This is a genomic window from Nonomuraea pusilla, assembly GCF_900109355.1.
Classification (GTDB): Bacteria; Actinomycetota; Actinomycetes; order Streptosporangiales; family Streptosporangiaceae; genus Nonomuraea; species Nonomuraea pusilla.
In genome coordinates this window covers 155,071-182,063 of the sequence record NZ_FOBF01000013.1, presented here as the reverse complement: position 1 = coordinate 182,063, position 26,993 = coordinate 155,071, and the positions used below count along the sequence as shown (strand labels likewise).

The 26,993-nt window shown below is 71.6% G+C and carries 24 protein-coding genes and 1 pseudogene; 11 read left to right on the top strand and 14 right to left on the bottom strand.

Going from position 1 to position 26,993, the window contains the following annotated elements:
• Window positions 1–15: 15 nt before the first annotated feature.
• Window positions 16–276: pseudogene (locus BMX74_RS46720) on the top strand (ATP-binding cassette domain-containing protein); the annotation flags it as partial.
• Between the two features lie 100 nt (window positions 277–376).
• Window positions 377–652 (top strand): hypothetical protein, encoded by a 276-nt coding sequence (locus tag BMX74_RS45835; protein ID WP_256257264.1) that lies wholly within the window; start codon window positions 377–379, stop codon window positions 650–652.
• A gap of 135 nt (window positions 653–787) precedes the next feature.
• On the opposite strand, the gene BMX74_RS25950 is transcribed toward BMX74_RS45835, so the two are convergent.
• The 4 genes from BMX74_RS25950 to BMX74_RS25935 are packed head-to-tail and all read right to left on the bottom strand — an operon-like array spanning window position 788 to window position 4,785.
• Window positions 788–1,594: a carbohydrate ABC transporter permease gene (locus BMX74_RS25950; RefSeq protein WP_055502185.1), complete on the bottom strand. Its 807-nt coding sequence runs from the start codon at window positions 1,592–1,594 to the stop codon at window positions 788–790.
• Window positions 1,591–2,574 carry a carbohydrate ABC transporter permease gene (locus BMX74_RS25945; RefSeq protein WP_055502184.1) on the bottom strand — a complete coding sequence of 328 codons (984 nt, stop codon included), beginning with the start codon at window positions 2,572–2,574 and terminating at the stop codon, window positions 1,591–1,593. Before BMX74_RS25945 ends, BMX74_RS25950 begins: the two co-directional genes overlap by 4 nt.
• A 4-nt stretch (window positions 2,575–2,578) precedes the next feature.
• A complete protein-coding gene (locus tag BMX74_RS25940; protein WP_091103342.1) occupies window positions 2,579–3,802 on the bottom strand; it encodes a sugar ABC transporter substrate-binding protein in 1,224 nt (407 codons plus the stop codon).
• Window positions 3,799–4,785, bottom strand: coding sequence for a LacI family DNA-binding transcriptional regulator (locus tag BMX74_RS25935; protein ID WP_055502182.1), 987 nt, complete (start codon window positions 4,783–4,785; stop codon window positions 3,799–3,801). Before BMX74_RS25935 ends, BMX74_RS25940 begins: the two co-directional genes overlap by 4 nt.
• Before the next feature lie 89 nt (window positions 4,786–4,874).
• Here BMX74_RS25935 and BMX74_RS25930 point away from each other — a divergent pair, with 89 nt between their 5' ends.
• The 4 genes from BMX74_RS25930 to BMX74_RS25915 all read left to right on the top strand — a co-directional run bounded on the left by BMX74_RS25930 (window position 4,875) and on the right by BMX74_RS25915 (window position 10,579).
• Window positions 4,875–6,905, top strand: coding sequence for an amylo-alpha-1,6-glucosidase (locus BMX74_RS25930; RefSeq protein WP_091103340.1), 2,031 nt, complete (start codon window positions 4,875–4,877; stop codon window positions 6,903–6,905).
• 255 nt (window positions 6,906–7,160) lie between these two features.
• The gene (locus BMX74_RS25925; RefSeq protein ID WP_177227518.1) at window positions 7,161–8,333 is read left to right on the top strand and encodes an ROK family transcriptional regulator; all 1,173 of its coding nucleotides are present in this window, start codon (window positions 7,161–7,163) and stop codon (window positions 8,331–8,333) included.
• A gap of 33 nt (window positions 8,334–8,366) precedes the next feature.
• Window positions 8,367–9,272, top strand: coding sequence for a polysaccharide deacetylase family protein (locus BMX74_RS25920; RefSeq protein WP_091103338.1), 906 nt, complete (start codon window positions 8,367–8,369; stop codon window positions 9,270–9,272).
• Complete coding sequence (locus BMX74_RS25915; RefSeq protein WP_091103336.1) at window positions 9,269–10,579, top strand: MFS transporter; 1,311 nt, start codon at window positions 9,269–9,271, stop codon at window positions 10,577–10,579. Before BMX74_RS25920 ends, BMX74_RS25915 begins: the two co-directional genes overlap by 4 nt.
• On the opposite strand, the gene BMX74_RS25910 is transcribed toward BMX74_RS25915, so the two are convergent.
• From BMX74_RS25910 to BMX74_RS25880, 7 genes are all read right to left on the bottom strand, one after another.
• On the bottom strand, window positions 10,555–10,929 hold the full coding sequence (locus BMX74_RS25910) for a cupin domain-containing protein (RefSeq protein WP_055502177.1): 375 nt from the start codon (window positions 10,927–10,929) through the stop codon (window positions 10,555–10,557). The two genes, BMX74_RS25915 and BMX74_RS25910, sit on opposite strands and share 25 nt — an antisense overlap.
• A 47-nt stretch (window positions 10,930–10,976) precedes the next feature.
• Window positions 10,977–12,413, bottom strand: a complete 1,437-nt coding sequence (locus BMX74_RS25905) for an NAD(P)/FAD-dependent oxidoreductase (RefSeq protein WP_091103335.1) — start codon at window positions 12,411–12,413, stop codon at window positions 10,977–10,979.
• A 77-nt stretch (window positions 12,414–12,490) separates the two neighbouring features.
• On the bottom strand, window positions 12,491–13,666 hold the full coding sequence (locus tag BMX74_RS25900; RefSeq protein WP_201784474.1) for an ABC transporter ATP-binding protein: 1,176 nt from the start codon (window positions 13,664–13,666) through the stop codon (window positions 12,491–12,493).
• Window positions 13,656–14,450: an ABC transporter permease gene (locus BMX74_RS25895; RefSeq protein ID WP_055502175.1), complete on the bottom strand. Its 795-nt coding sequence runs from the start codon at window positions 14,448–14,450 to the stop codon at window positions 13,656–13,658. The genes BMX74_RS25900 and BMX74_RS25895 overlap by 11 nt, the downstream gene beginning before the upstream one ends.
• On the bottom strand, window positions 14,447–15,355 hold the full coding sequence (locus BMX74_RS25890; protein WP_091103332.1) for an ABC transporter permease: 909 nt from the start codon (window positions 15,353–15,355) through the stop codon (window positions 14,447–14,449). The genes BMX74_RS25895 and BMX74_RS25890 overlap by 4 nt, the downstream gene beginning before the upstream one ends.
• 18 nt (window positions 15,356–15,373) lie before the next feature.
• On the bottom strand, window positions 15,374–16,489 hold the full coding sequence (locus BMX74_RS25885; protein ID WP_091103330.1) for an ABC transporter substrate-binding protein: 1,116 nt from the start codon (window positions 16,487–16,489) through the stop codon (window positions 15,374–15,376).
• A 142-nt stretch (window positions 16,490–16,631) separates the two neighbouring features.
• A complete protein-coding gene (locus tag BMX74_RS25880; RefSeq protein WP_091103328.1) occupies window positions 16,632–17,234 on the bottom strand; it encodes a helix-turn-helix domain-containing protein in 603 nt (200 codons plus the stop codon).
• 257 nt (window positions 17,235–17,491) lie between these two features.
• Here BMX74_RS25880 and BMX74_RS25875 point away from each other — a divergent pair, with 257 nt between their 5' ends.
• Window positions 17,492–18,232 carry an SDR family oxidoreductase gene (locus BMX74_RS25875; RefSeq protein ID WP_055502172.1) on the top strand — a complete coding sequence of 247 codons (741 nt, stop codon included), beginning with the start codon at window positions 17,492–17,494 and terminating at the stop codon, window positions 18,230–18,232.
• A 67-nt stretch (window positions 18,233–18,299) separates the two neighbouring features.
• On the opposite strand, the gene BMX74_RS25870 is transcribed toward BMX74_RS25875, so the two are convergent.
• Window positions 18,300–18,938, bottom strand: coding sequence for a TetR/AcrR family transcriptional regulator (locus BMX74_RS25870; protein WP_091103327.1), 639 nt, complete (start codon window positions 18,936–18,938; stop codon window positions 18,300–18,302).
• A gap of 211 nt (window positions 18,939–19,149) precedes the next feature.
• On the opposite strand from BMX74_RS25870, the gene BMX74_RS25865 reads away from it, so the two are divergent.
• The 4 genes from BMX74_RS25865 to BMX74_RS25850 all read left to right on the top strand — a co-directional run bounded on the left by BMX74_RS25865 (window position 19,150) and on the right by BMX74_RS25850 (window position 22,269).
• On the top strand, window positions 19,150–19,497 hold the full coding sequence (locus BMX74_RS25865) for a nitroreductase family deazaflavin-dependent oxidoreductase (protein ID WP_256257263.1): 348 nt from the start codon (window positions 19,150–19,152) through the stop codon (window positions 19,495–19,497).
• 40 nt (window positions 19,498–19,537) lie between these two features.
• Complete coding sequence (locus BMX74_RS25860) at window positions 19,538–20,230, top strand: DUF4386 domain-containing protein (RefSeq protein ID WP_091103324.1); 693 nt, start codon at window positions 19,538–19,540, stop codon at window positions 20,228–20,230.
• A 177-nt stretch (window positions 20,231–20,407) separates the two neighbouring features.
• Window positions 20,408–21,556 (top strand): sensor histidine kinase, encoded by a 1,149-nt coding sequence (locus BMX74_RS25855; RefSeq protein WP_091103322.1) that lies wholly within the window; start codon window positions 20,408–20,410, stop codon window positions 21,554–21,556.
• A complete protein-coding gene (locus BMX74_RS25850) occupies window positions 21,553–22,269 on the top strand; it encodes a response regulator (RefSeq protein ID WP_256257262.1) in 717 nt (238 codons plus the stop codon). Before BMX74_RS25855 ends, BMX74_RS25850 begins: the two co-directional genes overlap by 4 nt.
• Here BMX74_RS25850 and BMX74_RS25845 read toward each other — a convergent pair.
• The gene (locus BMX74_RS25845; protein WP_055502167.1) at window positions 22,234–23,361 is read right to left on the bottom strand and encodes an alpha/beta hydrolase family protein; all 1,128 of its coding nucleotides are present in this window, start codon (window positions 23,359–23,361) and stop codon (window positions 22,234–22,236) included. The two genes, BMX74_RS25850 and BMX74_RS25845, sit on opposite strands and share 36 nt — an antisense overlap.
• Window positions 23,362–23,627: 266 nt before the next feature.
• Complete coding sequence (locus BMX74_RS45055; protein WP_091103321.1) at window positions 23,628–26,969, bottom strand: fibronectin type III domain-containing protein; 3,342 nt, start codon at window positions 26,967–26,969, stop codon at window positions 23,628–23,630.
• Between the last annotated feature and the right edge of the window lie 24 nt (window positions 26,970–26,993).

The window sequence follows — 26,993 nt, the reverse complement described above, 5'->3', positions numbered from 1 at the left end:
GCTGCGGCGGACCCGATGGCCGTGCGCCGCCTGCTCGGCCGCGTCCCGCAGCAGCTGTCCGCCGACGGCCGCCTCACCGGGCGCGAGAAAGTCTCGCTGTTCGCGCGCGTCTTCGACGTCCCCCGGCGCGAGCGCGCGGCCCGGGTCGCCCAGACGATGGAGGCGGTCGGCCTCGCCGGGGCCGCCGACCGGCCGGCCGAGACGTTCTCCGGCGGCGTGGTCCGCCGCCTCGAACTGGCCCAGGCGCTGGTCAGCGCGCCCAGGCTGCTCATCTCGGACGAGCCCACGATCGGGCCCGACCCCATCGCCCGCGCCGGCGTGTGGGAGCACATCCAGGCGGTACGCGCCGCCACCGGGATTGTTCACCACCGACCACATGGAGGAGGCCGAGCAGTACGGCGACCGGGTCGCGCTGATGCGCCGGGGACGCGCACGGGCGGCCGGCACGCCGGGGCAGCTCACCGGGGAACTGCGCGCCCGCCGCGGCGACGACTCCGCGGCGGTGCAGCCCGCGCTGTGGCTCCTGGGGCGAGACCTTCACCCGCATCCGGGCCGTTCCGACGAACGGGGTGCCGACGACGCCGCCCTGCTCGGGGCCGCGGCGGCGGGGATCGCGGCCGCCTCCCGCCTGGTCCGCCGCCTGGCCCGCTGAGACGCCGCCCGCGCTCACGCGAAGGCCCGCGCTCACGCGGGGCCCGTGCTCACGCGGGGCCCGCCCTCACGCGGGAGGGCGGAGCTCACGCGGGAGGCCGGCGAGAGTGGCTCGCCGGCCTCGCCCGGTGGCCGGTCAGCCCTTCTCCGCGCCCTGGTTGGGGTCGCGGATGAAGTGCCGCTGGAACACCATGAAGATCAGCGCGACCGGGATCGTGGCCAGGAGCGCGGCGCCCAGCTTCAGCGGGAACTGGGTCCCGCCGCCGAGGGAGCCGCTGACCAGGTCGGCGAGGCCGCGCGGGAGCGTGAACAGCGACGGGTCCTGGACGGCGACCAGGGTGTGGGGGAACTCGTTCCACGAGCCCTGGAACGACAGGATCGTCAGGGTGATCAGCGCCGGCCGGGACATCGGGAGCACCACCGACCAGAACACGCGGAACGTTCCCGCGCCGTCGATGCGGGCCGCCTCCTCGACGCCGGGCGGGACCGACTCGAAGAACTGCTTCATGATGAAGACGCCGGCGGCGTCGGCGATGAGCGGGAGGATCAGCGCGAGGTACGAGTTGTAGATCTGCAATTGGTTCAAGACCAGAAATTTCGGGATAAAGAGGACGACTCCCGGCACCGCCATCACCGCGATCACCGTGGCGAACAGCCCGGCCCGCCCCCGGAAGCGCAGCCGGGCCAGCGCGTACCCCGCCATCGAGTCCAGCAGCACCCGCCCGAGCGTCACGACCACCGTGACCAGCAGCGAGTTCGCCAGCCAGACCGGCATGCCGGTGTCCATGAACACCCGCTCGAAGGCCGACAGCGTCGCCGGGTGCGGGATGGGCGACAGCGGGTTGGCGGCGGCGTCGGGGTCGGTCTTGAAGGCGTTCGCGATCTGGATGACGAACGGGTAGATGAAGACGACCGAGAAGACGATCAGGACGATCCGCCTCATGCCTTCCGCTCCCTCATGACCCACCGCTGGAACAGCGTCATCAGCACGATGATCAGGAACAGGACGAACGAGATCGCCGTGCCCATGCCGTAGTCGAAGTCCCGGAACGCCGTCCGGTACGACAGGAACGCCGGTGTCAGCGTGGTCTTGGCAGGGTTGCCCTGACTCATCACGTAGATCTGGTCGAAGACCTGCCAGGTGCCGATCAGCCCCAGCGTCAGCACCAGGAACATGGTCGGCTTGAGCATCGGCAGCGTCACCCGCGAGAAGCGCTGCCACCGGGTGGCGCCGTCGATCATGGCCGCCTCGTCGAGCGCCTTCGGGATGTTCTGCAGCGCCGCGAGGAACATCAGCATGAACGTCCCCGACGTCGTCCAGACCACGAGCGCGATGATGGCGCACATCGCCACGCTCGGCCCGGACAGCCAGTCCCACCAGGTCAGGCCCAGCACGCCGTGCTCGGTGAGCGCGGCGGGCGGATCGCCGACGAGCAGCTGGATCACCCCGCGCGGGTCGGAGAACCACTTCGGGCCGTCCACCCCGGCGAGGGCCAGGAGCTGGTTGACCGCCCCCGAGTTGCTGAAGATGAACAGGAACACCACGCTGATCGCGACGGAGCTCGTCACCGACGGGAAGTAGAAGGCGGTGCGGAAGAACGTCCTGCGCTTGTTCACCACCAGCGCGAGGAAGAGCGCGAGCGCCGTCTGCAGTGGCACGACCACGGCGACGTAGTAGACGTTGTTGCGGATGCTGGTCATGAAGTCCTCGCGGGCCAGCCCGTCCTCGGTGAACAGGCGGGCGTAGTTGTCCCCGCCCACGAACGGCACGCCGGCGCGGAACGGGCTGCCCTGGCCGTTCCATCCCGTGAGGCTCACCCAGAGCGCCATCAGGATGGGCAGCAGCATGAACAGCCCGAGGATCACCACCACCGGCGCCACGAACAGCCACCCCGCGAGGTTCTCCCTGGTACGGCTGCGCATGACGTCAGCCGAGCGCGCTCTCGGTGTTCTTCTGCAGCCTGGCCAGGATCTTCTGCGGATCCTGCGTGGCCAGCTGCTGGAGCCCGGCGTCGAAGTCGGCGAGGACGCTGTCCATCTTGGGGGCGTTCACCGGGCCCTGGGCGTGGTCGGCGCCGTTGACGAAGGCGGCGTCGGTGGGGAACTCCTTGAGGTAGGCGTCCTTGGCCGACTGGCGGGAGGGCATGACGCCGAAGGCCCTGGCGAAGGCGAGCTGCTGGTCGGTCTTGGTCATCGCCTCGACGAAGCTGATGGCCGCGGCCTTGTTCTTCGACTTGGCGGCGATGCCCCAGCAGTTGCTGAACGACAGCGTGCCCTTGCCCTTGGGGCCCGCGGGCAGCTCGTGGACGGAGAACGTCACGCCGGGGTAGTCGGCCTTCATCGCGCCCTTGATCCAGTTGCCCTCGATCGTCATCGCGGCCTTCTCCTTGCCGAACGCCTCGCCGCCCCAGCCGGCGTCGAGCGCCTTGGCGAACTGGGCCTGCTTGCCGGCCAGGAGGCCCTTGACGTACTGGAGGGCCTGGAGGTTCTCGGGGCTGTCGCCGGTGGCCTGCCTGCCGTCGGCGCTGGTGATCCAGCCGCCGGCCTGGACCATGAAGACGCCGACGCGGTCCCGCGTGTCGCTGAACGTCAGCGGCGTCACGCCCTTGATCTTCTTGGTGACGGCGCTGAGCTCGTCCCACGTCGTGGGGATGTCGTCGTCGGTGAGCCCGTTCTTCTTCCACAGGTCGTCGTTGACGATCAGCGCGAGCGTGGAGAAGTCCTTCGGCGCGCAGTAGAACCTGCCGTCGTAGGTGAACGTCTCGCGCAGCTTCGGGTAGAAGTCCTGGCTGTCGGAGATCTTGTCGGCGTACGGCTCCAGGGCGCCGACGCTGGCGTAGTCGGCGAAGCGCGAGGCGTCGACGTAGAACACGTCCGGCGGGTTGCTGCCCGCCAGCGCCTGCCCGAGCTGCTGGTGGATGTCCTGCGCCGGGGTGACGGTGGCGGTGTTGCCGCTCGCCTTGGCCCACGCCTCGGCCGCCTGCTTGACCGCGCTCGTCTCGGCGTCGCCGGACGAGGCCATCAGGACCTGGAGCGCGGCCGGGCCGCTGCTCTGCTGCCGCGGCGCGGCCTGCTGGTCGTCGAAGCCGCTGCCGCAGGCGGTGACGGACAGCAGGACGGCTGCCGCCGCGGGGAACGCGAGGCTTTTCATGATCGGGGGTCCTTTCGGATGGCCAGAGTGGGCTTACGGGTGACCAAGGTGGGACTGAGCAGCACGTGCGGCGCGGTGGGCCTGCCCGAGAGGCGGTCGGTCAGCAGCTCCACGCAGCGTGCCGCGGCCTCGGCGAGGGGCTGGCCGAGGCTGGTGAGCCCGATGGCGGCGGCCACCGGGGTGTCGTCGAACCCGACGACGGCCGGCGTGACCTGCAGGGCGCCGAGGGCCACGGAGTCGCTGACGCAGACCAGGGCCGTGGCCCCGCGCTCCACCAGCTCCTGCGCGGCGGCCCGCCCCTGGTCCGGCGACCCGTCCGTCTCGAGGGTGAGGGCGGTGTCGAGCCCTTCGGCGGCCAGCGCCCTGGACCAGCCGGCCCTGCGGTCGTCGCCGACGCCGGAGCCGGCCTCCCAGCCGATGAAGCCGATCCGGCGGTGCCCGTCGCCGAGCAGGTGGCGGGTGGCCGCCTCGGTGCCGGCGGCGCCGTCCACGTCCACCCACGGGTGGCCGGCCTCCGACGCGCCCCACGGGCGGCCGAAGGTGACGAACGGCAGGTCGCGCTCGGCCAGCCAGGAGGCCCGCGCGTCACCGTGGTGGGTGCTGGTCAGCACGAACCCGTCGGGCTCGAACTCGCCCAGGAGCTGGTCGATCGTGTCGATCTCGGATCGGTCGTCGGTGGCCGTGTAGAGCAGCACGCGGTAGTCGGACCTGGCCGCCGACTCCGTGAGTCCGTGCAGGAAGCGGTCGAAGACGTTCATGCCGTCCTGCGTCGTCTCGATCCGCACGGCCAGCAGCCGCGAGCGGCCCGTGCGCATCTGCCTGGCGGCGGCGCTCACCCGGTAGCCGAGGGCGTTCACGGCCGCGAGCACGCGCTGCCGTGTCTCCTCCTTGACCACTTCGGGGGAGTTGAGGACGTTCGACACCGTCTGGCGCGACACGTTGGCGTACCGCGCCACGTCGGCGATCGTCACCTTTGCCGCCATATGTGACCTTTCTGAGAGTTTGATCGATCCAAATGACGTGTGACAGGATTAGATCGTTCAAGTAAACGGAGTGTCAAGGGGGCATCACCGTGCACGACCACAGGCTGCAACCGCTGCTGCACGACCTCGTCAGCACCGTCCTGGCGCCGACGACCGCGCTCAGCGGCGCCGACGGCCAGATCAGGCCGGCCGGGGTGCAGGGGCTCTTCCACGCCGACGCCCGGGTGCTCTCCGAAGCGCGGCTGCTGGTCGACGGCCGCGAGGCGGAGCCGATCGGCCACGCCGTACCCGGCCCTGGGGTCTCCCGCTTCGTCTCGCTGGCCCGCTGGCTCGGCGACCGCAGCCCCGACCCCACGGTCAGGATCGACCGCGTCCGCCGGATCACCCCGGGCGCCATGGACGAGGAGATCACCCTGGCGTCCACCGCCGCCGACCCCGTCGCCTGCACGGTCACCCTCGCGCTGAGCTGCGACCTCGCCCCCATCGAGGTGGTGAAGTCGGGCGGCGCCGCCGAGCCCCTTCCCCCCGTGGTCGCCGGCGGCACGCCGGCCTGGCACTCCGGCGGCACCCGCGTCACCGTCCGGTCCGACGCCGAGGTGAGCGGGGCGGGCCTGCGGTGGGACGTCACGGTCGCGCCGGGCGAGCGGGTGACGCTGCGGTGGGGAGCGTCCGTGGAGGACCCGGAGGCGGTGGTCGCCGCGCCGCCGGGCCCCAGGGAGTGGAGCAGGCCGGAGATCGAGGCGGACGACGCCCGGCTGGTGCGCCTGACCCGCCAGTCCCTCGACGACCTGGAGTCGCTGCGGCTCACCGAGACCGCCGCGCCGGGCGACACGTTCCTCGGCGCGGGCGTCCCCTGGTTCCTGACGCTCTTCGGCCGCGACAGCATCTGGGCCGCCCGCATGCTGCTGCCGCTGGGCACCGGGCTGGCCGCCGGCACCCTGCGCGCCCTGGCCCGCCGCCAGGGGGACAAGGTGGACCCCCACTCGGGCGAGGCCCCCGGCAAGATCATGCACGAGCTGCGCCGCCACGAGTTCGCCGTCGAGGGCAACGGGCTGCGCCTCCCGTCCGCCTACTACGGCACCATCGACGCCACCCCCCTCTGGATCGCCCTGCTGCACGACGCCTGGCGCTGGGGCCTGCCGGAGGCCGAGGTGGCCGCCCTGCTGCCCACCCTGGAGGCGGCGCTCGGCTGGCTCGCCGAGCACGGCGACGCCGACGGCGACGGCTTCCTCGAATACATCGACACGAGCGGGCGCGGCCTGGCCAACCAGGGCTGGAAGGACTCGGGCGACGCCGTGCGCTTCCGCGACGGCGCCCGCGCCGAGCCGCCCATCGCCCTGGTCGAGGTGCAGGGCTACGCGTACGAGGCGGCCATGGCGGGGGCGGCGCTGCTGGAGGCGTACGGCAGGCCGGGCGCCGAGCGGTGGCGCGACCACGCGGCCGGGCTGGCGGAGCGGTTCCGCGCGCGGTTCTGGGTGGACGGCGGCTACCCGGCGCTGGCCCTCGACCGCGACAAACGCCCGGTGGACGCGCTGACCAGCAACATCGGGCATCTCCTCGGCACCGGCATCCTGACCCGGGACGAGGAACTGCGGATCGCCCAGGTCCTGAAGGATCCGGCCATGTCCGGAGCCTTCGGCCTGCGGACGATGTCCAGCTCCGACGCCGGGTTCAGCCCGCTCTCCTACCACTGCGGCTCGGTCTGGACCCACGACACCGCCATCGTGATCTCGGGGCTGGCCCGCTCGGGGCACGGTGACCTGGCCGCCGACCTCGCCCGGGGCCTGCTGTCCGCCGCCGAGACCTTCGGCTACCGCCTGCCCGAGCTCCACGCGGGCGACGACCGCGCGCTGATGGGGCAGGCGGTGCCGTACCCGGCGGCCTGCCGTCCCCAGGCGTGGTCGGCGGCGGCGGCCGTCGCGATCGTCCACGCCCTCGTCGGGCTGTACCCGGACGTCCCGGAGGGCCGGGCGGCGCTCCGCCCGCTGCCCGGCGCCCCCCTGGGCGCGCTGGCGGTGCGGGGGCTGCGGGTGGCCGGGGAGCCGGTGGAGGTGACGGTCGACGGGTCGGGCAAGGCGCAGGTCACGGGGCTTCCTGCCGGGGTGTCCCTCGCCGGGTAGCTGGGGCGGCGGTGCGATGGTGACGCCTCCGAGCGTGAAACGCGGGAGGCGATGGTGCGAAGGTGACGCCTGCGAGCGTGAGACGCGGGAGGCGATGGTGCGATGGTGACGCCTGCGAGCGCGAAAGGCGGGAGGCGTCACCGTGCCACTCAGGTGGAGGACGGCGGGCCCCGGGCATTGTCGAACCGCCCGCCAGGCCCTAGGGTCCCGGTAGGGAACTTTCCGACCTACTCACGCTGGGTAGCCGAGGTGCGCGTGCGCGAAAGTCATCAGGCGGGGCCGCAGCGGGCGCTGTGGGCGCTGAACGCGCGGGCCGTGCTCCACGTCGTGGAGCAGCAGGGCCCGCTCGGACGCCCCGAGATCGTCCGGGCGACCGGCCTGTCCAAGACGACGGTCACGCAGACCCTGCACAGCCTGATCGCCCACGGCGTCGTGGCCGAGGCGGGCGTGGACACCGGCAGGCGCGGCCCCGCCGCGACGCTCTTCACCATCCGGCCGGGCTGCGCGACCGCGCTCGGCGTCGACGCCGGACGGCACCGCGTCACGGCCGAGCTCACGGACATGCGCGGCGAGCCGCTCGCCCGCGCCGCCGTCCGGCTCGGAGCGGGCGAGGGGCTCGCCGAGACCGTCGTACGGGCGGCGCGGGCGTGCGCCGGGCAGGCCGGAGTGGCGCTCGGCGACGTGGGGCAGGCCGTCGTGGGCGTCCGGGCCATCGTCGGCGGCGACAACCGGACGGTGCGGCTGCCCGCCTCCTCCCTTCCCGAAGGCAGCGTCGGGGAGACCGGCCTGGAGCTCGTCCACGCCCTGGAGGCCGCCCTGCCCATGCCCGTACGGCTGGAGAACGACGTCAACCTCGCCGCCGTCGCCGAGCTGCACGAGGGCGCCGGCCGGGACGTGGACGAGTTCGTGCTCCTCGGGCACGGCGACGGGCTGGGTGCGGGCCTGGTGATCGGCGGCCGGCTGCACCGGGGCTTCGCGGGCGGCGCGGGGGAGGTCGGCCACCTGCCGGGGCCCGACACGCGGCGCGGTGAGCCCGTCATGGCGGGCGCCGAGTTCCTCGGGCTGGCGGCGGCGGCCGGGCTGCCCGCGTCGCCGGGCGAGGTGTTCGCCCTGGCCAGGGCGGGCGACGGCCGGGCGAGGGAGGTCCTGGAGCGCGTGGCGGACCGGCTCGCGCTGGTGATCGCCTCCATCGCGATGGTCCTCGAACCCGAACTCGTGGTGCTGGGCGGGCCTTTCAGCGACGAGGCGCTCGCCGAGCCCCTCCGCTCGGTGCTGCGACGCGACGCGGCACCGCTCGCGATCTCCCTGTCGGTGAGCGGCGTGACCGGCGACCCCGTCCTGCGGGGCGCCCTCTGGGAGGCCAGGCTGCGGGCACGGGACGCGGTGTTCGCCGCGGCCGTGGCCGCGGGGCCGCCGGACAAGCCCTGACCCCCCTCCGACCCCCCTCCGGAAAGGCGCCGCATGTCCGATCTCGCCACCCGCCTCGGCCACTCCGCCGACGACCGCCTGCTCATCGTCAACGCCGACGACTACGGCATGAGCCGCTCCGCCAACCTGGGCATCACCTCGCTCCTGCGGGCCGGAGCCATCAGCTCCGCGACCGTCATGACGCCCTGCCCCTGGGCGCCCGCGGCCGTCGCCGAGGCCGTCGAGGGCGGCTACGACGTCGGCGTGCACCTGACGCTGACCAGCGAATGGGAGGGCTACCGGTGGGGTCCCGTCACCCGCGACCGCTCCGTCGCCTCCCTCGTGGACGACACCGGCCACTTCCACCGCGACTGCGCCACCTTCGAGCGCGACGCCGACCCGGAGGAGGTGCGCGCGGAGATCGCCAACCAGATCCGCAAGGCGATCGCCCTCGGCCTCGACCCCTCCCACGCCGACAACCACATGGGCAGCCTCTACGGCCTGGCCACCGGCAGGCACTTCCTGGAGGAGACCCTCGACGTGTGCGCCGAGTTCGGCCTGCCCTTCCGGCTGCCCCGCTCGCTGGAGGGCTCCGGCGCCCCCGCCGAGCTGGAACCGCTCGCCCAGGCCCTCGCCGGGCTCGCCGACGCCAAGGGCGTCGAGATCATCGACCGGCTGTGGACCCTGCCCTTCGAGCTCGCGGAAGGCGAGGACCACGCGGCCGTGCGCGAGCAGCTGATCGAGCTGCTGCGTTCCCTCCGCCCCGGCGTGACCGAGCTGTACATCCACCCCTTCCAGGCGACCTCCGAGCTGCGCGCCATCATGCCGCACTGGGCCAAGCGCGCCATCGAGCTCGACCTGTTCACCGATCCCGAGGTCCGCGAGGTGCTGGACACCGAGGACATCACGCTGATCGGCTGGCTCGACCTGCGCGCCCTGCAGCGCGCGGCACGGCGATGACGGCGCTCGACCCGGCCGCGCAGGCCGCGCCGCCGCCCCCCGCACCGGCCTCCCACCGCTCCTACGGGGCCGGGAACCTCGGCGTGCAGCTGCTCGCCCAGACCTTCGCCACCTACGCCACCTTCTTCTACGTCGACCACCTGGGCGTCGATCCCGCCCTGATCGGCGTCGCGATGGTCGTCCACGGCGTCCTCAGCGCCGTGCTCAACCCCCTCTTCGGCCACCTCTCCGACCGCACCAGGTCCCGCTGGGGGCGGCGCGTGCCGTACATCGCGTTCGGCATGGCGCCGCTGGCGGCCGCGTTCGTCCTGGTGTGGTTCCCCCTGGTGTCGGGTCCGGCGGCGCTGTTCTGGTACTTCCTGGCCGTCGTCCTCGCCTTCGACGTGCTGTTCGTGCTGGTGGCGCTCAACTACTCGGCGCTCTTCCCCGAGCTGTTCACCGGCATCGCCGCGCGTGCCACCGCCTCCTCCTGGCGCCAGATGTTCGGCATCGTCGGCATGGTCGCGGGCGTGGCGGCGGCCCCGCTGCTCTACGGCGGCCTCGGCTGGGGCGCCATGGGCGCCGTCCTCGGCCTCGTCGTCCTCGGCTCCCTCGCCCTGTCGCTGCGCGGCATCCCGCCCGCGAGCGCCGCGAGCGCGCCGCCCGCGACGGTGAAGCTCCTCCCGGCGATCCGCTACACGCTGGCCAACCGGGCGTTCGTGACGTACGTCGCGGGCAGCTTCCTCCTCCAGCTCACGGTGGCGGTGCTCCAGGCGAGCCTGCCGTTCTTCACCAAGTACGCCCTGCGCGAGCCCGACTCGGCGAACACCGCCGTCCTCGGCGCGATCTTCGTCACCGCGATCCCGCTGGTGTACGTCTGGGCCCGGGTGACCCGCCGGCTCGGCCCGCGCCGCACCGTGCTCGCGGTGGTCGCGGTCTACGCGGCGGCGTTCCCGTTCTTCCTGGTGGCCGGGACGACGGCGGCCACGGTCGCCGTCACCGCCTTCATGGGCCTCGGCATCGCCGGCATCCTGATGCTCCTGGAGATCCTGCTGGCGGAAGTCATCGACGACGACGAGCGGCGCACGGGAGCGCGGCGCGAAGGCATGTACTTCGGGATGAACGGCTTCATCGTCAAGTGGTCGTCCTCGCTCCAGGCGGTCGTCCTCAGCGCGGTGCTGTCGGCCTCGGGCTACGTCGCGGGCGCCGCCGCCCAGCCCGACACCGTGGTCACCGGCGTACGCGTGCTGCTCGGCGTCGCCTGCCCCCTCGTCCTGGTGCCGGCGCTGGCCTGCTTCCTGCTCTACCCGCTGCGGACGGGCCGGTAGGCGGCCACGGTGACGTACGTCTTCCGCACGGTCTCGTGGATCTCCCAGGTGCCCCGCCAGCCGTCCGGCAGCACCACGGTGGAGCCGGGAACCAGCTCCACCACCTGGCCGTCGTCGCCGCGCACGGTCGCGCGGCCGGCGAGGATCTGGCAGACCTCGTGGAAGCCGTCCCGCACGGCGGTGAAGGTGCCGGGCCCGCACTCCCAGATCCCGGCCTCGGCGCCGTCGCGGCCGGCCTCCCAGAGCACGAGCGTGCTCTCCTCCTGGCCGGTCAGGCTGGTCGGTTTCGGCTGCGGGGCGGGCAGCCCGGCCTGGGCCGCGTCGACGAGGTGCGCCAGGGCGCCGGACATGTCGCTCAACGTTCGTCCTTCCGAGGGTCCGAGGGGAGGGGAGAGGGTCACCGGCCGGCGATGAGGTTGGCCAGCCGGGCGTAGGCCGAGGTGCCTTCCATCCGCGTCTCGCGGCGATCGGCCGCGCGGAACAGCGAGTAGATCACCTGGACGCCGATCCAGCGCAGCGGCTCCGGCTCCCACTGGCGTACCTGGCGGCCCACCCAGGGCAGCGCGGTCAGCTCCGTGTCGCGCCTGAGCACGAGGTCGCGCAGCGTGCGCCCGGCCAGGTTGGTGGTGGTGACGCCGCTTCCGACGTAGCCGCCGGCCCAGCCCAGGCCGGTGGTGTGGTCCAGGTGGACGGTGGAGCACCAGTCGCGTGGCACGCCGAGCACGCCGCACCACGAGTGCTGGATCCTCGCCTCGGCCGCGGCGGGGAACAGGGTGGTGAGGATCTTCCTGAGCGCGGCTACCGTCTGCGGCTGGGTGGCTCCGCGCACGTCCGTGCGTGAGCCGTACCGGTAGGGGACGCCGCGCCCGCCGATCGCGATGCGGCCGTCGGCGGTGCGCTGGGCGTAGCAGTACGCGTGCGCCTCGTCGCCCAGCAGCTCGTACTCCTGCCAGCCGATCCGCTCCCACACCTCGTCGGGGAGCGGCTCGGTGACGATCATCGAGCTGTTCATCGGCAGCCACTGGCGGTGCTGTCCCTTGATGCTCGCGGTGAAGCCCTCGGTGGCGCGGATGACGTACTCGGCGGTGACCGTGCCCCGGTCGGTGACGGCCGCGGCCCTGCCCGCCCGGCCGGGGGTCCGCGGGAGGATCTCGGTGACGGTGGTGCCCTCGAAGAGGTCCACGCCCAGGTCGGAGACGACGCGGGCCAGCCCGAGCGCGAGCTTCGCGGGCTGGATGCGCGCGCAGTGCGGGCTGTAGGTGGCCGACAGCGCCCCGGCGATCCGGATCCGCCCGGCCAGCTCGGCGGCGGTGAGCAGCCGCATGTCCTGCTCGGCGAAGCCCCAGGTGCGCAGCGCCGCCAGGTTGGAGCGCATCCGCCGGTCCTGCGCCGGGTTCGTGGCGACGTGGATCAGGCCGCCCTTGCGGATGTCCGCGTCGATCCCCTCGGCCCTCGCGACCTCGATCACCTCGTCCACGGCCGTGAACATGGCGTGCTGGAGGTCGATCATGGCCTGCCTGCCCCGCGCGGCGGCGTGCCGCTCGCGGGAGCCGGCGAACTCCGCCGACAGCCAGCCGCCGTTGCGCCCCGAGGCGCCGAACCCGGCGAACTCCCTCTCCAGGATCGCGATCCGCAGGCCGGGCTGCGCCTTCTTCAGGTAGTACGCGGTCCACATGCCGGTGTAGCCGCCGCCCACGATCGCCACGTCGTAGTCCCGCGACCCCGGCAGGGCAGGCCGCTGCGCGGGGACGCCGATCTGCCGGTACCAGAACGAGAGGCCGCCGTTGGCGAAGTCCCCCGTCACGGGGACGCCGTTCAGTCCGTTGTCACTCATCAGAACTCCATGACTGCGTGAAGTGCTTGCCGATGACCGCGCGCGCTCCGTGCGCGTCCGGCGGTCATCCGGGGCGGTCAGGTGAAGACCGCCTCCACGTCGGGGTCGTCGGGGAGGAGCACCGAGTCTCCGGCCCGCCAGGTCAGCGTGACCTCGTCGCCCTCGCGCGTGTCGCTCAGCATCCCGGCCTGCTCCCGCACCAGCGCGGGAGAGCCGTCGGGGAGGGCCAGCTCCAGTTTCCGGCTGGAGCCCAGGTAGATCTCCCCGGTGACGGTGGCGGGCAGCGCGTTCCAGCCGGGCTCCGGCCGGTGGTCGCGGGGCCGTACGGCGAGCCGCTCCGGCCGGACGACGATCGCGGCCCGCGAGCCCTCGATCCGCCCGGGGGTGTGGATCGCGCGGGCGCACACGCCGACCGCCGAGCCGTCACCCGTACGGGTGGCCTCTCCCCGCAGCACGGTCGACTCGCCGAGGAACTTCGCCACGAACAGGGTGGCCGGGCGCTCGTACAGCTCGCTCGCGGCGCCGACCTGCTCGATGCGGCCGTGGTTGAAGACGGCGATCCTGTCGGAGAGGACCAGCGCCTCCTCCTGGTCGTGCGTGACGTAGACGAACGTGGTGCCCAGCTCGGCGTGGATGCGCTTGATCTCCAGCTGCAGCCAGTCGCGCAGCTTCTTGTCGAGCGCGCCGAGCGGCTCGTCCATGAGCAGCACGCGCGGGCCGTAGACGATCGCGCGGGCGACCGCGACCCGCTGCTGCTGCCCGCCGGAGAGCTCGCGCGGGTAGCGGTGGCCGTACTCGCCGAGGTGGACCGTGTCGAGCGCGGCGCGGATCAGCTCCGCCCGCCGGGCCTTGCCGATGCCGCGCCGCTTGAGCGGGTAGGCGATGTTCTCGGCCACGGTGAGGTGGGGGAAGAGCGCGTAGTGCTGGAACACCACGCCCATGTCGCGCTTGTGCGCCGGCGTCGACTCGATCGCCGCGCCGTCGACCTTCAGCGACCCGGCCGTCGGGCTGACGAACCCCGCGATGATGTTGAGCGTCGTGGTCTTGCCCGAGCCGCTGGGCCCCAGCAGGGTCATGAACTCGCCGGGCTCGACGACCAGCGAGATGTCGTCCACCGCGGCGAAGTCGCCGTAGCGTCTCGACAGGCCGGTCAGCTCGATCCGGGCGCCCCGGCCTGCGAGGTCGTTGCGGCCGGACCCGGCATCCGGGGCAGGCGCCGGCCTGGCATCGGGTGAGATGGCACTACTTGACACGACTCCTCCTGGCGACGAAGAAGGTGGCCGCGAAGACGAGCGTCGTCGTGAGAACGATGATCATCGAGGCGGCGGCGGCAATGGTGGGGTCGGTCTCCCTGGTCACGCTCGCGTACATCTTGACCGGCAGGGTCTGCAGGTACGGGCTCTGGATGAACAGGGAGACCACGACCTCGTCGAAGCTGGTCACGAACGCGAAGAGCGCACCCGACGCCACGCCCGGAGCCACCAGCGGCAGCGTCACCGTGCGGAACGTGGTCCACCCTCCCGCGCCGAGGCTCGCCGCGGCGCTCTCCAGGCGGCGGTCGAAGCCCCGCAGGCTCGCCGTGATCGGGATCACCACGAACGGCAGGGCGAGCACGGTGTGCGCCATGACGAACCCGGCGAGCGAGCCGACGAGCTGCAACTTCAGGAAGACCGAGTACGTCCCGATCGCCAGGACGACCCCCGGAACGATCATGGGTGCGAGCATCGTGCCCTGGGCCGCGCCGAGCCCGCGCACGCGCGCCCGGGTCAGGCCGAGCGCCGCCGCCGTGCCCAGCGCGGTGGCCACCACGGTCACGAGCAGCGCCACCTGCAGCGAGGTCCAGAGCGCCGACATCCACGCGGTGTCGCCGAAGAAGTTGGCGTACCACCGGGTGGACCAGCTGTCCGGGGGGAACTTCAGCGACGGCTTGCCGGTGAAGCTGAGCGGGATGACGACGAGGACCGGCACGACCAGCCAGGCGCCGACGAGCGCGCACAGCGCCCACATGAGGGCGCGTCCCCAGCTGAACGTCCTCATCTGCTCACCCTCCTTCCCGCGCGGCGCAGCGAGACGGCCAGCAGCGCGATCATCACCAGCGTCAGGCCGAGCAGCACCACGCCCATGGCGCCGCCGCGTCCCCACTTGAGCAGGCCGTTGACCTGCGTGAAGATCTGCTGCGAGATCAGCGCGTCGGTCGGCGAGCCGAGCAGCGCCGGAGTGATGTAGAACCCGAGAGCGCTGATGAACACCGTCAGGCAGCCCGCGGAGACACCCGGGAGCGACAGCGGCATGTACACCGTGACGAACGCCGTCGCCGGGCGGGCCCCGAGACTGCGCGCCGCGGGAAGCAGCCGCCCGTCGATGCCGGACATCACCGCGTACAGCGGCAGCACCATGAACGGCATGAGCAGCTGCACCATGCCGATGATCACCCCGGTCTGCGTGCGGATCAGGCTGAACGGGCCGAGCCCCACCGCCCCGAGGAGCTGGTTGATCACGCCGGTGTCCTGCAGCAGGATCACCCAGGCGAAGGTCCTGACCATCAGGCTGGTCCAGAAGGGCAGGAGCACCAGCATCATGAGCAGGCCGCGGACCCGCGGGCCCGCCACCGTCATCGCGTACGCGTACGGGTAGGACAGCAGCAGCGAGACGGCCGTGACCCACAGGGCCGTGGTGAACGTGCGGCCGAGCGTCGCGAGGTTGGCCGGTTCGCTGAAGAACCAGACGAAGTTGCCGAGGCCCGGGGTCGGATCGGTGAAGGCGTTCCACGCCACGAGGGCCAGCGGGTAGAGGAAGAACGCGGCGAGCGCGATCAGCGCGGGCAGGATCAGCAGCGCCGGGCGGCGCCCGCCCGCGTCGGATGCCGTCCGCGCCGGTGAGGGCGCGTCGGCCGCGGGACGGGCGGCGCCGGAGACGTCGCCGGACAGCTGGTCGAGAACCATGTCAGCTCAGGTCCCGCTTCAGGCGCCCAGCCAGGCCGACCACTTCTCGATCATCGCCTCCTGGTTGGCCGCCCACCACTTGGAGTCGATCGGGGTGGCCTTGGACGCGACCTCCGGCCGGGTCGTGAGGAAGGAGGTGCCGAGGTCGTCGAGAGCCGGCTTGGCGTCGGTGTTGACGGGGGAGTAGGACGTCAGCTCCGTGAGCTTGGCCTGCTGCTGCGCGCCCAGGTAGTAGTTGATCATCGCCATCGCGGCCTTCGGGTTCTTGGCGCCCTTGGGCACGCTGATCGCGTCCATGATGGGCATCCACTGGTTCCACTGGACCTGGAAGGGCGCACCGTTCTTGACCGCCGCGTAGGCCCGGCCGCTCCAGACCATGGCCATGTCGACCTCGCCCGACTCCAGGAGCTGCTGCGACTCGGCGCCGGTCTTCCAGAAGACGAGGTTGGAGCGGACGGAGGTCAGCTTCTTGTTCGCCCGCTCGACGTCCAGCGGGAACAGCTTGTCAGGGGCCACCCCGTCGGCGATCAGCGCGGCCTCCCACGGGCCTGGGGCGGCGTCACCCGGAACGCCGGGGATCGCCCGCTTGCCGGGGAACTTCGCCGTGTCGAAGAAGTCGGCCCAGCCCTGGGGCGGGTTCGCGCCGAACTTCTTCGCGTTGTAGACGAGCACCATGCCGTACTGCATGGCGGGGACGCTGCACTCGGTCGCCAGCCCGGCGGGGACCTTCGACTTGTCGATGATCGAGTAGTCGAGCGGCTGGAGGAGCTTGCCGCACTGGGCCTGGGCCCAGATGGCGTCGCTGTCCACGACGTCCCAGGTGACGTTGGAGGAGTCGACCTGCGCCTTGAGCTTGGCGTAGTCGGTGGGGCCGTCCTGCAGCACCCGTGCGCCCGACTCCTTGGCGAACGGGTCCGCCGCCGCGTCCTGCTGGCCCTTCTGGTAGACGCCGCCGTACGAGACGAACGTCAGGGTGACGTCCTTCAACGCGTCCTTCTTCACCGTTCCCGCGGCGGCGGGCCCGGAGCCGAGGTCGATCTGGGCGGGCGCGGGCGCGCCCCCGCCGCAGGCCGCGGCCAGGAGCAGCGACGCGGCGGCAGCGGAGACAGCGACGAATCGTGATATTGTGGGCATGATCGATCCCCCTTGATAGCGGGTGATGGAGAGGGGTGCGCGTGTCCCCCCTCGCGGCCGCGCGAGACCGCGCGGCGTGGAGGGCGTGGACGCCGTGTTCCGGACGTCGGCCCGAGGGATGCCGGTCCCTCGTGCCGACAGGTCAGGCCGGGGTGGGCGGGCTGATCAGCCAGAGCACCTCGACGGGTTCCGTGCTTTCGTTGACGACGCGGTGCGGCGTCGAGGTCCGGTATTCGATGCTGTCTCCGGCCTCCAGCTCGTAGCAGGACGCCGACTCCGGCGGCCCGATCCACAACGTGGCCCGGCCGCGCAGCACCAGCAGGATCTCCTGGGAGTCGCCGTGCGTGTAGGGCTCGTCGCCGGTGGAGGCTCCGGGGTCGAACTCGCCGCTGTACATCTCCATGTTCTGCAGCGGTCGCTGCGAGATCAGGTACTTGCGGGCGCCGGGGCCGGTGGGTAACTCCGGGCGCTCGGAGCGGCGCAGGACCCTCGGCTCCAGGGGGTCGCCCTCGCTGAACAGGTCCGCCACCGTGAGACCGAGCACCCAGGCGATCCGCCTGAGCATGCCGATGCTCGCGCTGGTGCGTCCCCGCTCCAGCTGGCTGATGAACCCCGGGCTCGCTCCTGCCTGGCCGGCGAGGTCGCGCAGCGTCATCTGGCGCATGGTCCGGTACGCCCGGATGCGCGCTCCCAGACGGATGGTGTCCGTCTCGGAGGCGTCGTCAGCCCCGAAGTCACCGGCCATCGAACATTCCGATCTTCTTTACTAAACATTTTGTTTGATACGGATGCAGGGACTGTATAGAGACGCCCAAGGCTTCTCAAGGGGCGCGTACATAACGAAACAGTCACGCACCAGGAGGTTCCCCTGCTCGTCGCCGATGCCGTCATCGGCGGCGAGAGGAAAAACTTCGCCGCGGGTGTCACAAACCTGCACGCTGTCCGGTCTCAGCCGGCGGCCGGGTGGCAAGGACGTAGCCCGGCGGACAGAAAGGGATCGCGATGAAGATCGTGGTGGTCGGCGGCACCGGCCTGATCGGGTCGAAGCTGGTGGCGAAGCTGAGGGAGCAGGGTCACGAGGCGGTGGCGGCGGCGCCCACCACCGGCGTCGACACGCTGACCGGAGAGGGCCTCGCCGAGGCGCTGGCAGGCGCGCGGGTGGTGATCGACGTGTCGAACTCGCCGTCGTTCGAGCGGGCGGCCGTGCTCAAGTTCTTCGAGACCTCCACGGGCAACCTGCTCAGGGCCGAGGCGGAGGCGGGCGTGCGACACCACGTCGCCCTGTCGATCGTCGGAACCGAGCGCATGCCGGAGAACGGCTACTTCGCGGCGAAGATCGCTCAGCAGCGGCTGATCGAGAAGTCGGGGATCCCGTTCTCGCTCGTGCACTCGACCCAGTTCTTCGAGTTCGCCCGCGGCATCGCCGACGAGGCCGTGGCGGACGGCGAGGTGCACATGGCGCCCGTGCTGTTCCAGCCCATCGCGGGCGACGACGTCGCCGAGGCGGTCGGCCGGACCGCGGTGGGGCCGCCGCTGAACGGCCGGATCGAGATCGCCGGCCCCGAGCGGTTCCGCATGGACGAGTTCTTCCGCCAGGCGCTGGCCGCCTGGGGCGACCCGCGCGAGGTGGTCACCGACCCGCACGCGCGCTACTTCGGCAGCGAGCTGAGCGAGCGGTCGCTGGTCCCGGGCGACGACGCCGTCCTCGGCCGGACCCGCTACCAGGACTGGGTGCGTACGTAGCCCACGGCGGTGCCGGCCGGCTCGACGACATGCCGCCCCAGGCTGGACTCCATCGCCCCGCGGGGGCTCATCGAACGGACCCGGGCGGGGGTTCCCTCCGGCGACCTTCGAGGGCATCGAGGATCAGGTCGAGGCCGTAGCCGAACTCGGTGGTGTAGTCGTAGCCCGGCCGCAGGGCGTGGTCGCGGATCATCTCGGTGAGGTACGGCAGCTCCTCCTCCGGCAGATGCCGGAGGAGGTCGCCGGCCACCTCCTCGACGTCGTCCGGCGTCGTCATCGGCAGGTTCGCCTCCTGCAGGACGGATCCGTAGACGTAGCTGTCGATGAGCGAGACGGCGTGCGCGGCCATCGGCAGCGTGAATCCCGCCTCCCGGAGGACGCCCAGGACGGCGTCGTGGTGGCGCAGCGTCGCCGGCCCCGGATCGCGACGGGAGTCCATGAGGCCGAGAGCCCAGCTGTGCTGTGACAGGACCACGCGTGCGGAGAAGGCGCGTGTACGGAGCGCGTCGCGCCAGTCGTCGCATTCGGCGGGGGGCAGCTTGATCGCCGCGAACACCATGTCGACCGCGCCGTCGAGGATCGCGTCCTTGTTCGGCACGTGGTGGTAGAGCGACATCGCCTCCACGCCCAGTTCCTGCGCCACCCGGCGCATCGTGATCGCCTCCACGCCGCCGCGATCCGCGACCCGGATCGCGGCTTCCAGCACGAGGCCTCTGCTGAGTGGTTGTGGTGGCACGACGGCTCCGGAGGTGTGGGCGGGTTGACAGCCTTACGAGCGTAAGCCAACCTTACACCCGTAAGTGGCCTTACCGGTGTAAGGCTCGCGTCAGCCAGGGTTTCGCAGGCAGCCGGCCTGCGACGTGCCCGCCGGGCGAGAGAAGGAGATGTCGATGCCGATGCCGAGATGGTGGGGGCACGTGAACAAGAGGGTGTTCAACCCCCGCGCGATAACCGGAGGGAAATGGCCGGTGCTGATTCACACCGGTCGCGTTTCCGGCGCCACGTACCGCACCCCGCTCGATGCGCATCCCGTGGACGGCGGTTACCTGTTCGTTCTGGTGTATGGATCGCGCTCCGACTGGGTGCAGAACGTCCTGGCGGCCGAAGGCGCTCGGCTCCGGGTCGACGGGGGAGAGGTGGAACTCACCGCCCCGCGCCTGGTCGGCGAGGACGAGGCGTTTCAGGCCCTCCCAGCTGAGGTGGCCCGCCCACCGAAGCTGTTCCGCATCACCGAGTTCCTCCGCATGGACCGGCTCGCAGGCTGACCCCGGCCGCGGCCATCACGACAATCACAGGACGTGCATCGTGCATACGAACAGGCGGGCAACCGCGACCGCGGGCGCACTGGTCATCCTCGGCATGATCGCCGGTGTGCTGAGCATCGTTCCCGCTCTTGACCAACCCCGCGGCCTGGCTCTCGTTTCCGCAAATGAGAGCCAGGTCGTCATCGGCGCGGTCGCCCAGTGCATCATGATCCCCGCCTATGTCGGGTTCGCGCTGTACCTTTATCCGGCCTTGAGGGCGGAGAACGAAGCGCTCAGTCTGGGTTTCCTCGGGTTCAGGCTGATCGCGGCGACGTTCCATTTCACAGGCGTGATTCTCCTCCCCTTGTTCCTTGTGCTGGCGGATGGATTCGCCCAGGCCGGCGCTTCGGACGCGTCCCGCATCGAGGACTTGGGCGAGTTGCTGCGGACGGCGCGCGACTTGGTCAATCACGTCGCGTTGATCATCGCGCTGGGCCTCGGAGATCTCCTGTTGTTCCGCATTCTGTGGCGGTCGAGATCTGTCCCGCGGTGGCTGTCCGGATGGGGATTCCTGGGAATCGCGGCAGCCATATCGGCGAGCTTGTTGGTGCTGCTTCGCCAAACGGACGTGGTCACGCCGCTCTACCTGGCCATGAATGCGCCACTGGGCCTGCAGAGCCTTGTCTTCGCCCTTTGGCTGATGGCAAGAGGCTTCGCTACCGATACACCGACCACGGCTCACCGGCACGGCTGACGCGCGGGCCGTCCGATCGCTGCGACAGCCCGCGGATCCCGCCACTCGTGACGCCGCCAGGAGATCGCGGGTGTCGTGGTGACCGACTTCGTGCTCCATACCCCCGAGCACTGTCCGCACCTGCCGCCGCGGCCCCGGCCGCGGCGGCAGCTGGTCTGCCCCCTCTAAGGTGGACGCATGGCCGAACGGCGTCCCTTGATCGCGCGCAGGCTGCGGCCGGGACACTGGGTCGCCGTCGACGTGTTCGTGGCCGTTGCCCTGGCCGCCGGGTTCTCGGTGCCGGCGGTGCTGGTGCCGGAGTCGGCAGGGGTGTCGCCGCATGCGGCCGTGCCGGTGATCGCGCTGGCCTGCCTGCCGCTGGCAGGGCGGCGCCGCCGGCCGGTGCCGGTCTGCGCGCTGGTTCTGGTGGCGGCGGTGTTCGCGCCGTTCGCCGGGTGGGAGGAGGCGTTCGTGCCCTTGGCGGTCGCGCTGCACGCGGTGGCGCTGCTGGAGGCGCGCCGGACGGCGGTGGCCGCGCTGGTGGCCGCGCTGGCCGTGACCGCCGCCGGTGCCGCGATCGACGCGCCCTCGTGGACGGGGGCTGCGTCGGCGTGCGGATTCGCCTGGCTGGTGCTCGGTCTGGCATGGACGGTCGGGCTCGCCGTACGGGAGCAGCGCGCGTACGCCACGGAGGCCGTCGCACGGTCGGCGCAGGCCGCTGCCACGGCGGAACGGCTGCGCATGGCCCGTGACGTGCACGACGTCGTCGCCCACAGCATGAGCCTGATCTCCATGCGGGCCGGCATCGCCAACCACGTCGCCGCCACGCACCCCGAGGAGGCGGGCGAGGCCCTGTCGATCATCGAGGAGACCAGCCGGAAGGCGCAGGCGGACCTGCGCCGCCTCCTCGGTCTGCTCCGCGACGCCTCCGGGGACCGGGACGGTCCGCCGTACACGCTGGACTCGCTGCGCGAGCTGGTCGCGGCGATTCCGGCCGGCGACGTACGGGTGGAGCTCGACGTCGAGCCCGGCCTCACGCTCGGCGACGAGGCGGCCCTCGTCGTCTATCGCCTCGTGCAGGAGTCGCTGACCAACGTACTCAGACACGCCGGCCCGGCCCGATGCCGGGTGGCGGTCGGCACCCGCGCGGAGCGCGAGCTGGTGGTCGAGGTCGTCGACGACGGTCGCGGGGGTGCGCCGCGTGAGGGGGGCCACGGGCTGGCCGGGCTGGAAGAGCGGGTGACCCTGTACGGCGGGACGTTCTCGGCGGGACCGGAGCCCGCAGGCGGCTTCGCCGTCCGCGCGAGCCTGCTGTTGACACGCGGCCGGGGGGAGGACGCGAGGTGAGCACGTTCACGGTGCTGGTCGCCGAGGACCAGGCGTTGCTGCGCGCGGGGCTGCGCAGGCTGATCGACACCGCCCCCGACCTGGAGGCCGTCGGCGAGGCCGGGACGGGGGAGCAGGCCGTGACGCTGGCCCGCGACCTCCGGCCCGACCTGGTGCTCATGGACGTCCGCATGCCCGGCCTCGACGGGATCAAGGCCACGGAGCTGATCCGGGCCGACCCGGTGACGGCCGGGACGCGGGTGGTGATGCTGACCACGTTCGATCTCGACGAGTACGTCTACGGGGCGTTGCGGGCCGGGGCCAGCGGATTCCTGCTGAAGGACACCCGGCCGGGCGACCTGCTGGAGGCGCTGCGCGTCGTGGGGGAGGGCCAGGCGCTGCTGGCCCCGTCGGTCACCACGCGGCTGATCGGGGAGTTCGCCCGGCGCGACCCCGCCGGGATCCCGGCCCGGCTGGCGGAGGGCCTGACCCGGCTGTCCGGCCGGGAGCGGGAGGTGCTCGTGCTGGTGGCCCGAGGGCTGACGAACCCGCAGATCGCCGAGCGGCTCGGCATCGGGCCGGCGACGGTCAAGACCCATGTCCGCAGCCTGCTGGCCAAGCTCGCCGCGCACGACCGGGCGCAGCTCGTCATCGCCGCCTACGAGGGCGGCGTGGTCACGGCCGGCGGGCAGGGGCCGTCAGCGGCGGTAGGAGACCTCGGGGAAGGCGGCTGACGGGCCCCGCAGCAACGCCTGCCGGCGGCCGCGCAGGTGCTGCTCGAAGAAGGCGAGCGGGTAGGCGCGCTGGAAGGCGAGCGCCCGCTCGGCCGGGATCGTGCCGACGACCTCCTCGAGCTGCTCCTTCCCCAGCCCCAGCGGCTCGGCCGACATGGGGATGAGCAGGACGTCGTCGCCGAAGGAGTTGTGCGCCGCCCCCTTGAGCGTCACGTTGAGCCGCCAGCCCCGCAGTCCGTCCCAGAAGGTGCGCAGCGTCGGATTGGTCGCCATGCCACCCTTCGCGTCGGTGTCGACCACCATGTACGGCCGGTCGAGGCCGGACTGCGCGACCTTGCCGAAGACGGCGCCGTCCAGTCCGAGCCCGGCCTTGATCCGCGGGTCGGCGTACATGGCGGAGGAGGTGGCCGCGCCGCCGAGCGAATGCCCGAACATCCCGATCCGCGCGAGGTCGAAGAGCGGCTTGCCGTCACGGCCGGGCAGCTTCTCCTCCAGGGAGGGCAGGCTGTCCAGGACGAAGCGTACGTCGGCCACCCGAACGTCGACCGCCTTGCCGAAGTCGGTCATCCCGGGACCCGTCTCCACCCGGCCGCCGGGGAACTCCACCACCGCCGCGTCATAGGGGTGATCGACGGTGACCACCGCGTATCCCCGGCTGGCCAGCTCCTCGACGACGCCGGTCCCGTACGCGCGGGAGGCGTTGGCGCCCGGCGAGTACAGGACGACCGGCAGCCTGCCCAGGCTCGTGTCGACGGGCGCGCCCTCGTGGCCGTCGGTCCTGTCCAGCAGCAGCGAGCCCGGCTCCAGGTCGTTCATCTTCAGGTACTGCTCGGCCGCCGCCTTCGGCATCCAGGGGGCGACCGGGTGGGCCTGCACGTCCCGGGCCGGGTACCACAGGCTGACCATCAGCTCCCGCTTCTTGCCGGAGCCGTTCCAGGGATCCGGGCGGGACTGGTCGACCAGGTGGACCGAGACGGTCCCCACCGGGTGCGGGCCCGTCGGCTTCGGGACCGTCAGGCGCTGCGGTGGGGTGGTGGAGCCGCATCCGGCCAGCGTGAGGGCCAGGGCGGCGATGATGAGTGCACGTTTCACGCTATTTACGGTGCCGGTCGTGGACGGCTGCCGCCTCTGGCGTGGGGAGGATCTCCGGCTCAACCCAGGAGGGTAGTGCTCGACGAAGATCGTTTTCAGGGACGACGCTCACGAACGAACTGCGCCTGAGCCCGGTGCCTGCCGCCCGCCCTGGTCTCCCGTTGAAGAAATCTACAATGTAAAGGCGCCGGGCCGGCGCAACAGCGGGCCGGCTCTCACAAAGGCACGAGCTTCGCCCGTCCGGCCAGTCTGAGAGCCGGCTGCTGTCATCCGACGACTACCTTCAGCGGGGCGCTCCTGGTGGAGCCGAGGTCGTTCGTGAACTCCGCGACGTACTCGTACGTCCCCGCCGGTCTGCCGGTGACGGCGAGAGACGCCTGCTGGGCCTTCGGCGTCGCGGCCGTCAGGTCGCCCTGGCTCACCTGGGCGCCGTTCTCGAAGAAGCGGTAACGCGTGGCGTTGGTGCCCCACCAGAGGTCGGCGCGGACGGTGAAGGCGCCGTCGTGGTCCTTGTTGTCGGCGCTGAGCTGCGGTGTGCCGGGACTGGCGTCCCGCACCGTGACCTGGAGCGGGTCGACGGTGCGGATGCCCTTGGAGTTGATCAGTTCGCCGGTGTAGACGTACGTGCCGTCGCGCCGTCCGGAGATCTTCACCGCGGCGTGCTGCGCCTTGGGGGAGTCCGCCGTCAGGGGTGTGGCGTCGACCAGCGTGCCGTTCTCGTAGAGGCGGAACTGGGTGGCGTTCTCGCCCCACCAGAGGTCCATGGAGACGGTGTGGTCGCCGTCGAGCAGGCCGGTGTCCCACCCGTTGTCGGAGCTGAGCGTGGCGGCGGCGGGGACGGTCTTGGCTCCGTCGTCGGGGGAGGTCACCGTCCAGTGGTCGAAGTCGTAGACGACGGAGGAGCCGCCGGCCGAGGCGGTGAAGGTGGATCCCAGCTTGTCCTGCCGCAGCCAGGGGGTGTCGAACAGCGGGAAGGAGTCGTAGTCGATCGCCTTGCCGTTCACGAGGTGGGTGGCGCCGGGGGCCTGCGACGCGGCGTCGAAGGTGATGTCGAGGTCGTCGCCGCTGAGGCTGTGGTAGGTGAGCCGGGGGTTGGGGTCGTCGATGTGGCCGGCGTCGAGGCGGGTGTCACGGGTCAGGGCGCTCGCGAACGCGTCGAGGTCGGGGTAGGCGGAGGCGTCGGCGGTCTCCAGCACCCAGCCGTTCCTGTCGGCCTGGCTGCGCAGGATGTCGTAGCTGTAGCTGAGGCCGGCGGTCGGGTGGGTCTGGGCCGTGGTCTTCACCTTGTTGGCGGGGTCGTTCGGCGTCTGGTGGTACCACTTGGCCGGTTTCACCAGCTTGTAGGCGAAGTACATCGTCCCGGTGTCGGCGACCGTCCACCCGCCGGTGTCGCGCCGCTCGCGGATGGACCCGGAGGTGGGGAACAGCGCGTTGACGAAGTTGTGGTTCTGGTCGCCCGACGACCTGTAGACGCCGACGGCGGTGGGGCCGTGCTGCATCACGCGGTGGTCGGCGGGCTGGTCGTAGGCGCCGATCGGGGCGTTGCCCTGGTCGACGGACAGCCGGAAGAGCGGGTCGGCGGCGTCGGCGTGCCAGCGGAGGACGACGGGCAGGTCCTCCAGCCAGTTGTCGGCGCGCCGGTACTGGATCTCGGTGCCGAGGCCCCAGGTGGGTCGTACGTAGGTGGTGCGGTAGATGTCCATGGCGTGCCCGCCGGAGTTCTGCAGGTTCGCCTTGCGGGAGGTGTACGACTTGTCGGTGCGCCGGCCGATGCTGACGGCGAGCTGGGGCGGCTCGTACGTCATCCCCTTCCAGGCGGCGAGGCCGGCGTATTCGAGGTTCGGGCGGTACGCCGCCGGGGCCGGGTTGTCGGATTCGCCGACTCCCTGCTGGGTACGGTGGCCGCCGAAGTACGTCCAGGCGAGCGTGGAGTGGTCGGCGGGCCGCCAGGTCGGGTCGTTGACCGCGGCCAGGTCGCCCTTGGCCCGGCTCTCCGACGAGATCATGTAGCCGTCGATCCAGTCGTTGGCCCATTCGAACCACATGACGTCCATCGCCATCTTCACTCGCTGGCGCAGGTCGGGGTCGTCGGCCCACTGGTAGAGGGCGTTGAGGCAGAAGTACGTCATGAAGGTGTACTCGGGGCTCTGGTACTCGGCCCAGCCGCGCCGCACGCCGGCGTTCACCATGTCGAGGATGTTGGCCTTGTTGATGCTCTTCAGCTTCTCGCCGGAGTTGCCGTTGAGGTCGGCGAGGTCGGGGAAGTACTGGCCGACGAGGTAGCCGGTGGCGTAGTTGCTCATCCGGAGGTTCTCGGTCTGGTTGAGCTTCTGGTAGGCGTAGGAGGCGAAGTAGCCGCGCGCGTGCGCGCGCATGGTGTCGCTGAACTGGTCGCCGACTATGAGGTAGGCGTACATCTTGGCCATGGTCTTGTACTGCTCGTAGTCGTAGCTCTGGAAGAGCGTGTCGAGCTTGGCGAGGTTCGCCGTGACGTTCTCGTGGTCGGCGAGCTGCGCGGTGTACTGGGCCACGTTGACGGGGCCGCTCTCCTCCTTCATGGCCTTGGTCTTGTTCCACAGCCAGGCGGACCGGGTTTCGGGGGTGCCGGGGAAGGGGGCGGGTGCTTCGGGCACGTACGGGCCGGTCGAGACGGTGAGCGGGGCGCTGGGCGCGCTGACGTTGCCGCTGGCGTCCTTGGCCCGGACGGTGAACTCGTAGCTCGTGGCGGGCATGAGGCCGCCGACGACGGCGGTGGTGACGCCCCCGCTGACGGAGGCGGCCTGGTAGCCGTCGCGGTAGACGTCGTAGCCGGTGACGCCGACGTCGTCGGTGGAGGCGGTCCAGCTGAGGGACACGCCGCTGGAGGAGACGGCGCCGCGGGTGAGCGCGGTGGGCGCGGTGGGGGGCGAGGAGTCGGAGACGCTGCCCGCCTCGTAGACGCCGAGGTTGTCGATGGTGATGGCTTCGTCGGTGCCGCCGGTGTCGACGCGTACGGAGAAGCCGAGTTCGACGGTCGAGATCAGCCGCTGGCCGCCGTTGGGCACGATGGTGAAGCGGTACTGCGGGATGTCGGTCTCGTCGACGGGTGACAGGGAGCCGGAGGTGCCGGTGTAGGCGCTGGTGGTGGTGACGCTGACGGCCGGGACGGGGAAGCGGGGCACGAGTTTGTCGTCGAAGTTGCCGAACTGGATCTGCGCGTAGATGTCCTTGGCGACGGGTTTGTCGCTGGCGGCGCTGCGTCTGAGGTCGTACCGCAGGATGAACTGCTGGGCCGGGCTGCCGACGGGCTCGCGGTAGACGGCGTTGATGCGGTCCTTCAGCGTGCCGGTGGACCATCGCCGGTAGAAGTAGCTGGAGAGGTTGGCGCCGAGGGAGGCGTCGCGGAGTTCGAGGGCGTTGTCGCCGCCCAGGTCGACGATCTTCTGGGTGCCTCCTGACGAGGGGTTGGACAGGGTCAGCGAGCTGGTGCCGCCGTCGAAGCCGGTGTCCATGTCGGCGGCGAGGAGGTTGGTGGGCGCGGGTTCCGCTGCTCCGGCGGGGAGCGCGGGCGCCGTCAGGAGGAGCGCCGCGGCGCACAGGGCGGCCAGGGGCCGCGTGAGGGGGGTCATTGAATCGGCCTTTCGCTGGTGGGG

Bases quoted from the DNA above. Each gene is read 5' to 3' on its own strand.
- BMX74_RS25855 (WP_091103322.1), top strand. From the start codon at position 20,408: ATGGCCGAACGGCGTCCCTTGATCGCGCGCAGGCTGCGGCCGGGACAC.
- BMX74_RS25875 (WP_055502172.1), top strand. From the start codon at position 17,492: ATGAAGATCGTGGTGGTCGGCGGCACCGGCCTGATCGGGTCGAAGCTG.
- BMX74_RS25915 (WP_091103336.1), top strand. From the start codon at position 9,269: ATGACGGCGCTCGACCCGGCCGCGCAGGCCGCGCCGCCGCCCCCCGCA.
- BMX74_RS25950 (WP_055502185.1), bottom strand. From the start codon at position 1,594: ATGAGGCGGATCGTCCTGATCGTCTTCTCGGTCGTCTTCATCTACCCG.
- BMX74_RS25945 (WP_055502184.1), bottom strand. From the start codon at position 2,574: ATGCGCAGCCGTACCAGGGAGAACCTCGCGGGGTGGCTGTTCGTGGCG.
- BMX74_RS45835 (WP_256257264.1), top strand. From the start codon at position 377: ATGGAGGAGGCCGAGCAGTACGGCGACCGGGTCGCGCTGATGCGCCGG.
- BMX74_RS25905 (WP_091103335.1), bottom strand. From the start codon at position 12,413: ATGAGTGACAACGGACTGAACGGCGTCCCCGTGACGGGGGACTTCGCC.
- BMX74_RS25885 (WP_091103330.1), bottom strand. From the start codon at position 16,489: ATGCCCACAATATCACGATTCGTCGCTGTCTCCGCTGCCGCCGCGTCG.
- BMX74_RS25890 (WP_091103332.1), bottom strand. From the start codon at position 15,355: ATGGTTCTCGACCAGCTGTCCGGCGACGTCTCCGGCGCCGCCCGTCCC.
- BMX74_RS25935 (WP_055502182.1), bottom strand. From the start codon at position 4,785: ATGGCGGCAAAGGTGACGATCGCCGACGTGGCGCGGTACGCCAACGTG.
- BMX74_RS45055 (WP_091103321.1), bottom strand. From the start codon at position 26,969: ATGACCCCCCTCACGCGGCCCCTGGCCGCCCTGTGCGCCGCGGCGCTC.
- BMX74_RS25880 (WP_091103328.1), bottom strand. From the start codon at position 17,234: ATGGCCGGTGACTTCGGGGCTGACGACGCCTCCGAGACGGACACCATC.
- BMX74_RS25940 (WP_091103342.1), bottom strand. From the start codon at position 3,802: ATGAAAAGCCTCGCGTTCCCCGCGGCGGCAGCCGTCCTGCTGTCCGTC.
- BMX74_RS25895 (WP_055502175.1), bottom strand. From the start codon at position 14,450: ATGAGGACGTTCAGCTGGGGACGCGCCCTCATGTGGGCGCTGTGCGCG.
- BMX74_RS25910 (WP_055502177.1), bottom strand. From the start codon at position 10,929: ATGTCCGGCGCCCTGGCGCACCTCGTCGACGCGGCCCAGGCCGGGCTG.
- BMX74_RS25920 (WP_091103338.1), top strand. From the start codon at position 8,367: ATGTCCGATCTCGCCACCCGCCTCGGCCACTCCGCCGACGACCGCCTG.